Origin of the sequence: Corynebacterium nasorum (genome assembly GCF_032821635.1) — a bacterium.
GTDB classification, from domain to species: Bacteria; Actinomycetota; Actinomycetes; order Mycobacteriales; family Mycobacteriaceae; genus Corynebacterium; species Corynebacterium kefirresidentii.
This window is the reverse complement of record NZ_JAVBIE010000018.1, coordinates 19,340-30,504: the sequence shown is the minus strand read 5'-3', so window position 1 is coordinate 30,504 and position 11,165 is coordinate 19,340. Positions and strand designations below refer to the sequence as shown.

Below are 11,165 nucleotides of genomic sequence, written 5' to 3'. Positions count from 1 at the left end.
CGTAGAGGGCCACGGCATCGCGTTTGAACTGTTCGGAGTACCTGGACATGGTGGTAGATTACCTTTCTTCCAGCCCGACTGGGCTGGATATCAGGTGTCCACCAAACAGGGGTCAGGTCCAGAAGACGTACTCGCATTCCTCCGCTACAACGCGAACAAGGCACTCAACAATCTGGGGTACGAGGGGATGTACCCAACTGATATGTGCCAGTTTCACACCGCTATCAAAACGTCCCTTGACCCAGGCGGAAATGAAAACTTTGACTTCTTCTCCGGCTCTGGCTCCGCCTATGTCATCGGCAAGGCAGAGGACACCACGGACGATGACTGGGATTTTTAAGGGCGGGGAACCAATGAACAAAGAGCAATGGAAACCAGTGCAGGTTAAAGGCTTCGAGGGGCTTTATGAAGTTTCCTCATATGGTCGGGTGCGCTCATTGGCGAGAACCATTAAAGCCAGCGACAGGATAGTCAACTACAAGACCCGCGTACTTAAGCAGAACATCGACAGCGGCGGATACGCGCAAGTCACCCTATGTAACCACACGAAAAGAAAGACCATAGGGGTACACGTCCTAGTCGCTGAAGCCTTTATAGGTAAGCGTCCCAAAGGACTCGATATTTGCCATAACGATGGGAAAGCAACGCATAACCACCCACACAATCTTAGGTGGGCTAGTAGGTCAGAAAACTGTAAAGACAAGACTGCCCACGGCACGCACAACTTCCTAAAGGAATACATTGCACGCGACAAGGATAACTTTCGGGAGTTATCTAAGCGGGATAGTTCGCTATTTATGCAGGGTGCTTGCAGGGTGGACAGCTTCAAAGACGTAAGGAGCGCGTAGTTATGTCTGACTTTTTTCAGTGGGTGTTGTCATTGCTCATCGTCTTGGGAGTTTCTGGGGCGATTATCGCCCTGATTATCTTGGCGGAGCCATTCGTCACCCACTATGCGGAGTTGTACTGGGCCTGGGCTTACGAGCGGGTTAACGGGCGGGAGGATTCGAAGAATGAGCGCAGTTAACCCAGAGCACTACCAGGGGTTTAGTAATGGTGCGCAGCCGGTCGATATTGCAGAGCATCTGTCGTTCAACCTGGGCAATGCCTTGAAATACATCAGCCGCGCCGGGCGTAAAGGTGACGCGGTAGAAGACCTGTCTAAGGCCCGTTGGTATATCGACCGTGAGCTAAACCGATTGGAGAGCAATAATGCGTGAGTTTATTAGCGGAGCTTGGCACCTGCTAGACGGTTGGGAGCGCGTTGCTTCTGGTCTTTTATTGGCAAGTGCCCTGTTTAGCCTAGTCCCTCTAATCACTGAACCGGGATGGGTGCATGCACTGGATCTCGTAGAAGCTGTATTGGTATTTGTGTCGGTTACAGCGCTTATGGTTCTGGCGGAATTGTTTAAGCGGCAGCTCGAAAAGGAACTTATGTTCAGGCCTTTAACTCGCTTGGGGTTGGACGTGATGAAAGGAATTGCAGAATCCGAGAATCTTAGCGTGATGGTTCATATTGCGGGTGATTCGTACATGATTGAGCCGGTAGGAGTGCAAGATGAGCATGAGTGATTTTGAGTCCGCTAGGTGGCGGCACCCATCCTCTAAGGCCCGTATTGATGCGGAGATAGAGATGATGGAAGCAGGCTACGGGCAGGAAGCCCAGGACGTGGACTATTCCCCAGCACCTGCGAAGCGCACCAGGCGTGCTGGTATGCGTAAGCCACGTGGCTACGGCATGGTGTGGAGGTTCTGATGTCCGAGTGTCCTACGCCGTGGAAGAAAGATTATCCTGCCCGGCTGCATGCGGAGAATGCGATGCGGCGTGAATGGAAGCAGGGGAGACGAAAGCATATGCCTATCCGTGTGTACCAGTGTGGGTGCGGATTGTGGCATACAACCTCAAAGCCTTATAAGTGGTGGAAGCGATGAGTGAATTGTTTATTAGCGAGACGTGGAATGGCCGGTGGATTGTCGCCCGGAAGCCGTGGGTTGAGAATGCGAATGACCCGTCGGTTATTGCGAACTTTGGCGATGAGGAACATGCGCGCCAGTGGCTAGAGAAGCAACAAAAGTGGCTTAAAAAGTTGCATGGCGTGACAGTATAAGCTAACATTTGTCGTGTGACGCGGGGAGCTTTTACCTCCTTAGCAACCGCGTCACCATGAATGCGACATGATACAAACGCAAACACTATCTATCTAATGAGAGGGTAGCCGTCATGAGTAATGACCTGCTGTTAATTGTCAGTCTTTTACTTGCTATCCTCGCTCAACTCATTGGGTAGATAGCGCCCCACACTGGTGGGGTTGATTATGGCTGTAGCTCAACTGGGAGAGCGCCGCCCTCCAAAGGCGGAAGATGCAAGTTCGAATCCTGCCAGCTGTGCACGGCAAGACCGACGGGTTGAGCCGGGGTATGACAGAACAAAAGAGCCGCGCTTGCGGGGCTTGAAGATTGTGCAACCGTCCCTTAGCGGGGGCTTGGCTTAGCGGCCAGACATGCGGTTGGCAGGGTGCGGTACTTACAGATGAGACCGTAAGCAGCCCTTGGAGGTAAAAGGCAATCCTCCTACCCACCAAATCCCTCATCGTCTAATGGCAGGACACCGGAGTTTGGTTCCGGTAATCGAGGTTCGAATCCTTGTGAGGGAGCCGGGTGTTAAGCGGTTTTCAAAATTTTTACGCAAAGGCCATAACCTCGCTACCCTGCTCGTTAGCGACCAAGGCACTGTGAGCCTGCACCCACCACACTTATGCTTTGGATAATTGCACTCGCATCAGGTTCACTCCCATTCATACTATGGCTACTACTAGACTCCCCAGACTATGAGGGGAGACACCGCGCAACGCCGCATGATGGGTTGTTCGGAAATTCCGAAAGGAACGAGGTCAAAGGGCATCGCGCAACGCGCCGCGATGACTACCCTCACCGCCATGGACGAAATCGTGATGAACCTAGCCACCCTCCGCGTTAACTACGGCCTAGACATCGACGGCAACTCCGTCACCTCCGTATCGTGGGAAGACCCAGAAACAGGTGCAATAGCAGACGGCATTATCCGCGCCGGTATCATCGCCCACCTGCAAGAACTAGAAGTAGATTCCACGTTCGAAGGCTGGGATGAGTAAATGTCCAACCCACTGTTTATGCTGTGGGCATGATTCATATTGACCCAGAGCACCAGGCGGAAGTAGATCGTATGTGGCAGTCCATGCCGGAAGAATGGCGTAACTTGCCGGATAATGAAACCACCGCATGCGGAATGCCACTAGGTTTAGCTGACCCTGAAAATTACGATGAGAACAACCAGCCACGGGATTAAACAACGCTGCTGTGAGTGTTTTATTAGCTCATGGCTCAAACATCTATCGCTGAACTGAAGTTCTATCCCGGCAATGCGCGCCGGGGTGATATTGACCTGATTGCCGGTTCACTAAGCAAGTTAGGCCAGTATAAGCCCATCGTGGCGAATGCGGATGGAACTATTCTCGCTGGCAACCATACAGTTATGGCGGCGCAGCGCCTGGGGTGGGAGACTATCGACGTTCACCGCGTGGATGTGGATGATGAGACCGCCAAAAGAATCGTCCTAGTCGATAACGCATCAAATGATAAGTCCACTTACGATGTTGAAGAACTGGTTAACCTACTCACTGACTTACCCAACCTAGACGCAACAGGATTCACCCGCGATGAAGTAGATGACCTACTCGAAACGCTAGAAGCGCTAGACGATGAGGATATTCCAGAACCTCCCAAAGACCCACAACCAGAGGGACACAACCTACTCGTTGAGTGTGAGAACGCGGAAGAACAGCAGCGCATTAAGTCCCGCCTACTGGCAGAGGGCATCACTGTAAGCGAGGTGTAGACAACGCCCGCCAACACGTAACCTCCTAGGTTGTTGATTAGACCCAGGAGGTTTAACTATGCCGAAACTGCACCACGACATCGCGCACGACAATATGATGAAGCGCCGCGCCAAAGTGTACGAATTACGCACGGCTGGCATGAGCTACAACGCGATTAGTGAGAAGCTAAGCATCCCCATTAGCACTGTGCGCAAGGATGTGCAGCAGTTCATGGATTCTATTCCACGCGAGAATGCCATGGAATTGCGCGACATGGAGCTAGACAAGCTCAACCGCATGGAACTAGCCCTACAGAAAAAGCTACTGTCTGGTTCCCCGCAGGCCATTAACGCTGCTGTGCGTATCATGCAACACCGCGCCCAGCTCATGGGGTTGGATTCCATCGAGAATAACGACGGCCTGGATTCTGCTAAGAATGCGATGATTCAGATTATTGACGCTTTGCAGAATGGGCCTACCGCCAAGCCGGTGGAGGATGACCAGCAGGGTGATTGATACAGCGGAGGTTATGGGCTTTAGTCAAAAGCAAAAGGATGCTTTCGCTGGCTCAACAGGCCGCGTGAACATCTGGGACGGGTCTGTACGTTCCGGCAAGACGTACACGTGGACGTTGCTCATGCTGGCTTTGGTCGCGGCATACAAAGGCACAGCAGCCATCGTCATCACAGGTAAGAACCGCGACAGTATCTACCGTAACGTGTTCGAACCCATCGAAACGCTAACCATCTTCCTGCCCATTAAGAAGTATGTGGTCTACCGCCAGGGCGCAGCCAAGGCCACTATCTTCGGTAGGCACGTCCACATCATTGGCGCGAATGACGCGGGCGCAGAATCAAAGATTCGCGGTATGACCATCGGCCTAGCATTCGCGGATGAGATTACCCTACTGCACCCCGCATTCTTTAAGCAGCTACTATCCCGCCTGTCCAAGTCCTACTCCAAGCTATTCTGCACCACTAACCCCGATTCGCAGAATCACTGGCTACGCAAAGACTACCTAGTGCGCGTGCCGGGCTGCATGCACTATGACAAGAAAACCCAGCCGGAAGACCAGCTAGCGGACTGGACTTATTGGCACTTCACTATGGACGATAACCCCTCACTAACCGAGGGGTACAAGAATAACCTGCGCAAAGAATACACAGGCATGTGGTATCTCCGCTTCATCCAAGGATTGTGGGTGGCGGCAGAGGGCGCGATTTATCAGATGTGGGATGAAGCTAAGCATGTTATCCACCCAGAGGATATGCCATCCATGCGGCAAATCATTTCCCTAGGTATCGACTACGGTACTACCCACCCCACAACCGGAATCCTCCTAGGAGTAGGAGACGATAACCGACTCTACGCGGTAGACGAATGGGCACCAGGAAGACTAACTAACAACGCACTAACAGCAGACCTGAAAGAATGGCTAACCCGCCACGATTACCCCACGTGGATTTACTACGACCCCGCCGCCGCATCATTCGGCCTACAACTCCATGAAGACGGCATCCGCCGTATCGACAAAGCGAACAACGATGTTCTAGACGGTATTCGAACGGTCGCATCTCTACTAGACAACGGGAACCTGCTCGTATCGTCCCAGTGTAAGAATCTCATAGATGAAATCCCCGGCTACAGGTGGGACGAAAAAGCAGCAGAGCGCGGCATCGACAAGCCTATTAAAGAGGGCGACGATTTTTGCGATGCTCTACGTTATTCCGTGTATTCGTCTCGCTACTTGTGGTCTAGGCACATCACCGCATAGGAGACAGTATGACCATGCCCGCCGCTAACACCCCGTGGCCCCCAGAAAAGTGGGCACCTGTCACCAGTATGGTGGGTGATGCTTCCCTGTGGTGGGAGGGGGATACTAAGCAACTGGACTCGCATTATGGTGGTGTGGGTGCTGCGTTTCGCCCGTCTCAGTTCGCGGGCGGGGTAGTAGGTGCGGTGTCTCGTTTCTTCTGGGGCCAGCCCACACCCAAGGGGCAATCGAACCGGAAGATGCACCTGCCTATCGCGGCTGATATTGCCGCAACGTCTGCAAGCCTGCTGTTTGATGCTCCGCCCACGTTCACCGTGGATGATGAGGAAGCACAGGCAAACCTGGATGACATGCTTAATGACGACCGCTTCCCGGCAGACCTGCTTGTCATGGCGGAATCCTGCGCTGCTCTAGGTGGCGTGTACGGGCGCATCATGTGGGATACCGACGTATCCGATGACCCGTGGATTGATTTCGTCGACGCTGACAGCGCCTACCCCGAATTTAGCTACGGCAAGCTCACTGCCATTACGTTCCATGAGGAACTACCCAAGCAGGACGAAAAGCACGTATGGCGACTCCTATCCCGCTACACCAAGGGCCGCATCGAATACTCCCTCTATGAGGGCCGGGCCAACAACCTAGGAGACCCACGACCCCTAGCTAACCACCCATCCACCGCACCACTCGCAAACATCGTGGACTCCCAAAGCGGAGTGGACTCCCACACCACAGGCATCGCAGCAACCTACATTCCGAATGCCCGCCCGGTAGTGGGCTTCCGTGGTGACGGCCAACTACGTAACATTGGCAGGCCAGATATTAGCCCAGACCTATTCCCTCTATTCGACATGCTGGACGAAACCTGGACAGACCTGCGCCGGGAAATGCGCCTAGGCAAGCAGCGTGCTGTTGTGCCTGAATACTGGTTGGAGTCCCAAGGATTCGGCAAGGGCCAAGAGTTTGACCTCGACCGTGAATTCTATGATGCGGTGGCATCTACCCCAACGGAGGGGCAGGGTGTGCAGTTCTACTCGCCAGAGTTGCGCTTTGAGTACTACCTGAATTTGGCGGATAAGATTGTGTTGGAGATTCTACGCCGCGCTAACTACAGCCCCGCAACTTTCGGCCTAGCGGGCAGCAATACCAGTGGGCAGAAGACCGCACGTGAGATTGAATCCGAATACCAAGCCAGCATCCAAACATGGAAGTCTAAGAGCCGGTACATGCGCGCCGGGCTGTCCGAGCTATCCAACGCTCTACTAGAAGTCCATGCGTGGCTGCACAACCTCACACCACCCAAGGCGCGTGTCAAGGTAGACATGACTGCACCTGTGCAGGAAACCATGCTGGATAAGGCTTCTACTGTCCAAGCCTTGGATGCGGCGCGTGCAATTTCCACGCAGCAGAAGATTGACATGCTTCATCATGAATGGGATGAACAGGACAAGCAGGCGGAGGTAGACCGCATCATTGCAGAACAGGCGGGCACATTTGACCCGCTGGGTAATGTTGAACCAGATGAAGACCCACTAGGTGAGGATTAATCCTTGGTCTTTGACCCGGCACGCGCAGAGGGGCTAAACAATGATGTTGTAGCCCTGTATCAGCGTGCCGAAATGTATTTGATTGAGGTTATCCGCCGCGCCCTGGTGAAGACGGGTGAGTCGCCCACATGGGTGGAAGCGCAGCTACTAGCCATTCGGCAAGAACGCGGCAACATTGAGGGCATGGCCGATGCCTTACACAAGCGACTGGGCACCACGTGGCGCAACACTATTGACGCGGCCTACCTACGCGGGCAATTAGACGCAGAACGCGAACTAGCTAACGTGCCTGAAACCCTAATCCCAAACAGGCCCATACCCCAGGCGTTGAATACTGCTGCTGTGTACGCGCTCACATCCGAAGCGATTACCACGATGGAGCCGGTTCACCGGAATCTAGTGCGCCGCGTGGAAGACATTTGGAAGCGCATAGGCGTGGAAGCTACCGGGTATTCCATTAGTGGTGCGATGACTACGCAGCAGGCGGCGCAGCGTGCATTTACTCGCATGGCGCGTGAGGGGTTACCGTTCTTTGTGGACAAGTCAGGCCGGAAGTGGGGCTTGGATACTTACGCGGAAATGGCTGTACGCACCATGACTAATAAGGCGTTGCGTGCTGGTCATACGGATACGATGGTGCAGCACGGCATTGATCTTGTGGTGGTGTCTTCGCATAAAAATCCTGCCCCACAGTGCGCGCCGTTCGAGCGTAAAGTGTTGTCGCTGACTGGTAAGTATTCTGCTGGCACTCACCGCATTGGTGGCAGCATTGTTAGCGTTAAAGGCACCATGCGAGATGCCGAAGCAAGTGGCCTGCATCACCCAAATTGCCGCCATACCCATTCTGGCTACGTGCCAGGCTACACACGGGTGAGTGATGCACCGTATGACGGTGACGATTCGGGCTATAAGGCTACGCAGAAGCAGCGGTATTTGGAACGGCAGATTCGTGCGTCTAAGCGTATGGAAGCTGCCGCGATTGATGAACGTGACGTGAGGGCTGCGCGCCAGCGTAAGAATGCGTATCAGGCTAAATTGCGTGCGCACGTCGCTAAGCACGATTTGCCGCGCCGCCGCCACCGTGAGCAATTACGCCAGCCAGCGAGTGGGACAGTGGGATTATCATTCGATGATTAAGGCGTGACGCAACCCGCCTGGGGGGTAGGGGGTTGCGGGTTGGAGCTGTGCTCAACAACCAAGTTTAGGGTAACTCACGCTGTGCGGGTGCGCATCTTCAAAGCAATTCATAAACTTCATAAACTTCAAAGCGATTGGGGTGTACGGGATGGTTAAAAACCGCTAATTCGTACACTTTTTACCCATACAGAACCATAGGGATTTAAAGTCACAATGACTTAAATATTACTGGATGTCCACACTAACTGTTGCGTTATCCTCATCGCTGGGAGTCAAAGTACAAGAATAGGTAGAGCGGATATTAGCGCCAAAACCATTCTCCGAATCCACGTGGCCCTGCACCTCCCACGCAGAACCATCCGAAGATTGACTAGCCGTATATTCGGTCATTCCCTCGAAGTCAGCGGTAGCTGGGGACACCAACTGCTTTTCTACTTGGTCATGACAATAGCTTCGCGCCTTAGCTGCACCCCAACCTTGAATCTTGTCATTCGAGCTATCGGAAGAGCTGGATCCATCGGAGCTATCAGAGCTTCCACACCCTGCCAACAGCAGTGGCACTAAAGCGATAGAGAGAAACTTTTTCATGCCTTAAACATAGCAATGTTGTGTTACGTAACAAAGGACAACGCTGTAATTCCTACACCCTACAGGGGTAACCATTCACCCCGATATGTAGGAGAACAGCGGTGCCCGAAAACACCCAACCGGAAAACACCAGCCAGGCGCAGGAAAACCCGGCAGGCCAGGAGCCACACACCCCACAAGAAACCCAACCACAACAGGAAAACAACCAGCCAGATAGTGGTATCGATGACCTCCCAGAGTGGGCACAAAAGGAAATCCGAAGCCTACGCGACGAATCCGCCAAATACCGCACCAAGTCCAAAAATGTAGAAGCCGCCAAGGCAGATGAGCTAAAGGCCGCACAAGAAAAGGCCGAAGCGGAACGTAACCAACTCATCCAAGACATTGGCAAGAAACTGGGCCTAGTCGAGGATGAGACTAGCGACCCACAAAAGCTCATTGACGCAGCCGTAGAGCGCGAACAAGCTGCCGCCAAGGAACGCGACCAGATGCGTGACACCCTAAACCAGTACCGCCGCAATGACGCTATGCGCAGCGCAGTGGAAAAGGTAGACGGCAACGTCGATACCACACTGCTAAACGCCCTACTCAATTCGGACAACGCATACACCCAACTAGATGTAGACGCAGATGATTTCAATGCCCAGGTGGCCCAAATCGTCAACCAAAAACTTGAATCCCACCCGTCCCTAATCCAGGCGATTCATAAGGCATCCGGTGTGGATACGTCCAACACAACCCGAGGAACAGAAAAGCCCCTCACCCGCGAAGACCTGAAGAACATGAGTGCTCATGAAATCAACGAAGCGGTTAAGAGCGGCAAGCTGTCCCACCTCATGAATAACTAGGAGACAAGAATGTCTGTCGATACTTTCATTCCCGAGATTTGGAATGCCGCCATCAAGGAGCCGTACGAGAAGAACCTCATCTACGGCCAGCCCAACGTTGCATCCAACGCATGGATGGGTGAAATCACCGGCATTGGCGATACCGTCCACATTTCCCGCCTGACCGCCCCCACCATCAAGGATTACAAAAAGGGCACCGCAATCGAGGTTGAGGAAGTCAACACCGAAGCCACCGCCCTCCACATCGACCAGGGCAAGTACTTTGCATTCCGCGTCCACGACGTAGACAAGGTTCAGGCCGCTGGCGACTTCCAAGGCCCAGCCACCCACTCTGCTGGTATCAACCTGCGTGACGGTGCCGACCAGTACCTCGCGGGTCTGCTTAAGGATGGCGCACTGGCTGCTAACAAGCTGGGCACGCTTCAGGTGGTCAATGATGACCCGTCTAAGGCTGGCGATAAGCAGACCACCGCGTTTAAGACTCTGGTGCAACTGTCCGAGAAGCTGAACGCCCAGTCCGTTCCAACCGCTGGCCGCTACGTTGTAGTTGGCCCGAAGACCTACTCCGCGCTGCTGATGGATCCGCGCTTCACCCGTGTAGATGCGTCCGGCAATGAGGACGGTCTGCGCAACGGCATCGTTGGCCGCGCCGTTGGCTTTGACGTGCTTGTTTCCAACAACGCGCCGTCTACTGCTGGCCGTGAGCTGGCGATTGCTGGTGTGCCGGATGCTTTCGCTTTCGCATCCCAGCTGGTTGAGACTGAAGCGCTGCGCGACCCGTCCCACTTTGGTGACATTGTGCGTGGCCTGAATGTGTACGGTGCTGCTGTTACCCGCCCGGAGGGTATCGCTACCGCTGATATTAATGTTGTTGACCCGGCTGGCGCTCCGGTTGCTGCCTAGTCTTTGACAGCTGATTAGCGGGGTAGGGGATTGTTGCCCCGCCCCGCTTTTCGCATACTTAGGAGAAAAGAGAATGCTTGTATTTGCCCAGCCAGATGATGTTGTTGCGTGGGCTGGCTACACGTTCGATAAGGATGTGAACCTACAACCGCTGATTAGGCGTGCGTCTTCGATGGTGCAGCGTGCCGTAAGGTCTGCACGGTTTGAGGTCACCCCGGCTGGTATGCCGGAAGACCCGGACGTGATGGATGCTCTGCGTGACGCTGTGTGTGAGCAGGTCACTGTGTGGGTGGAGAATGATATTAACCCCACGGTGATTCAGGGTGCGTCTAGTGCGGTGACTTCATCGTCTATTGGTGATGCGTCTGTGTCTTATTCCAGTGTGGATGCGGCCCAAGTGAAAGACCAAGCCGCTAGTGAACTGTGTGATGCGGCGCTAGATATTTTGGCTAATGCTGGCCTGATTGGGGGTTGGCCGTGGGTGCGATAGAAGAAGAGCTTGCAAACCAGTGGT

At 53.8% G+C, this 11,165-nt stretch carries 17 protein-coding genes, 2 tRNA genes and 1 pseudogene; 19 read left to right on the top strand and 1 reads right to left on the bottom strand.

Annotation, left to right across the window (positions count from 1 at the left end; translation table 11 throughout):
- From RAE07_RS11575 to RAE07_RS11500, 16 genes and pseudogenes are all read left to right on the top strand, one after another.
- Positions 1 to 340: pseudogene (locus RAE07_RS11575) on the top strand (hypothetical protein); the annotation flags it as partial.
- A 13-nt stretch (positions 341 to 353) separates the two neighbouring features.
- Positions 354 to 848: an NUMOD4 motif-containing HNH endonuclease gene (locus RAE07_RS11570; RefSeq protein WP_317001878.1), complete on the top strand. Its 495-nt coding sequence runs from the start codon at positions 354 to 356 to the stop codon at positions 846 to 848.
- 2 nt (positions 849 to 850) lie between these two features.
- Positions 851 to 1,027: a hypothetical protein gene (locus RAE07_RS11565; RefSeq protein WP_317001877.1), complete on the top strand. Its 177-nt coding sequence runs from the start codon at positions 851 to 853 to the stop codon at positions 1,025 to 1,027.
- On the top strand, positions 1,014 to 1,220 hold the full coding sequence (locus RAE07_RS11560) for a DUF3310 domain-containing protein (RefSeq protein ID WP_317001876.1): 207 nt from the start codon (positions 1,014 to 1,016) through the stop codon (positions 1,218 to 1,220). Before RAE07_RS11565 ends, RAE07_RS11560 begins: the two co-directional genes overlap by 14 nt.
- Positions 1,213 to 1,572 (top strand): hypothetical protein, encoded by a 360-nt coding sequence (locus RAE07_RS11555; RefSeq protein WP_317001875.1) that lies wholly within the window; start codon positions 1,213 to 1,215, stop codon positions 1,570 to 1,572. The genes RAE07_RS11560 and RAE07_RS11555 overlap by 8 nt, the downstream gene beginning before the upstream one ends.
- Positions 1,565 to 1,756 carry a hypothetical protein gene (locus tag RAE07_RS11550; RefSeq protein ID WP_317001874.1) on the top strand — a complete coding sequence of 64 codons (192 nt, stop codon included), beginning with the start codon at positions 1,565 to 1,567 and terminating at the stop codon, positions 1,754 to 1,756. Before RAE07_RS11555 ends, RAE07_RS11550 begins: the two co-directional genes overlap by 8 nt.
- 172 nt (positions 1,757 to 1,928) lie before the next feature.
- The gene (locus RAE07_RS11545; protein ID WP_317001873.1) at positions 1,929 to 2,108 is read left to right on the top strand and encodes a hypothetical protein; all 180 of its coding nucleotides are present in this window, start codon (positions 1,929 to 1,931) and stop codon (positions 2,106 to 2,108) included.
- Between the two features lie 207 nt (positions 2,109 to 2,315).
- Positions 2,316 to 2,388, top strand: a tRNA-Trp gene (locus RAE07_RS11540).
- A gap of 195 nt (positions 2,389 to 2,583) precedes the next feature.
- A tRNA-Gln gene (locus tag RAE07_RS11535) sits at positions 2,584 to 2,654 on the top strand.
- A gap of 174 nt (positions 2,655 to 2,828) precedes the next feature.
- Entirely contained in the window at positions 2,829 to 3,131 is a 303-nt protein-coding gene (locus RAE07_RS11530; RefSeq protein WP_317001872.1) for a hypothetical protein, read from the top strand.
- Positions 3,132 to 3,160: 29 nt separating this feature from the next.
- Positions 3,161 to 3,325 carry a nitroreductase family protein gene (locus RAE07_RS11525; RefSeq protein WP_317001871.1) on the top strand — a complete coding sequence of 55 codons (165 nt, stop codon included), beginning with the start codon at positions 3,161 to 3,163 and terminating at the stop codon, positions 3,323 to 3,325.
- A gap of 30 nt (positions 3,326 to 3,355) precedes the next feature.
- Entirely contained in the window at positions 3,356 to 3,874 is a 519-nt protein-coding gene (locus RAE07_RS11520; protein WP_317001870.1) for a ParB/RepB/Spo0J family partition protein, read from the top strand.
- 58 nt (positions 3,875 to 3,932) lie between these two features.
- Entirely contained in the window at positions 3,933 to 4,370 is a 438-nt protein-coding gene (locus tag RAE07_RS11515) for a hypothetical protein (RefSeq protein WP_317001869.1), read from the top strand.
- Entirely contained in the window at positions 4,363 to 5,628 is a 1,266-nt protein-coding gene (locus tag RAE07_RS11510) for a PBSX family phage terminase large subunit (protein WP_317001868.1), read from the top strand. The genes RAE07_RS11515 and RAE07_RS11510 overlap by 8 nt, the downstream gene beginning before the upstream one ends.
- A gap of 14 nt (positions 5,629 to 5,642) precedes the next feature.
- A complete protein-coding gene (locus RAE07_RS11505) occupies positions 5,643 to 7,175 on the top strand; it encodes a phage portal protein (protein WP_317001867.1) in 1,533 nt (510 codons plus the stop codon).
- A gap of 3 nt (positions 7,176 to 7,178) precedes the next feature.
- Positions 7,179 to 8,312: a phage minor capsid protein gene (locus RAE07_RS11500; RefSeq protein ID WP_317001866.1), complete on the top strand. Its 1,134-nt coding sequence runs from the start codon at positions 7,179 to 7,181 to the stop codon at positions 8,310 to 8,312.
- A gap of 225 nt (positions 8,313 to 8,537) precedes the next feature.
- Here RAE07_RS11500 and RAE07_RS11495 read toward each other — a convergent pair whose 3' ends face one another.
- Complete coding sequence (locus RAE07_RS11495; protein ID WP_317001865.1) at positions 8,538 to 8,900, bottom strand: hypothetical protein; 363 nt, start codon at positions 8,898 to 8,900, stop codon at positions 8,538 to 8,540.
- Positions 8,901 to 9,001: 101 nt separating this feature from the next.
- Between RAE07_RS11495 and RAE07_RS11490 the strand changes: the two genes are divergently transcribed.
- From RAE07_RS11490 to RAE07_RS11480, 3 genes are all read left to right on the top strand, one after another.
- Positions 9,002 to 9,748: a hypothetical protein gene (locus tag RAE07_RS11490; RefSeq protein WP_317001864.1), complete on the top strand. Its 747-nt coding sequence runs from the start codon at positions 9,002 to 9,004 to the stop codon at positions 9,746 to 9,748.
- Positions 9,749 to 9,757: 9 nt separating this feature from the next.
- Positions 9,758 to 10,651, top strand: coding sequence for a phage major capsid protein (locus tag RAE07_RS11485; RefSeq protein WP_317001863.1), 894 nt, complete (start codon positions 9,758 to 9,760; stop codon positions 10,649 to 10,651).
- 73 nt (positions 10,652 to 10,724) lie between these two features.
- Entirely contained in the window at positions 10,725 to 11,141 is a 417-nt protein-coding gene (locus RAE07_RS11480; RefSeq protein WP_317001862.1) for a head-tail connector protein, read from the top strand.
- Positions 11,142 to 11,165 lie beyond the last annotated feature (24 nt).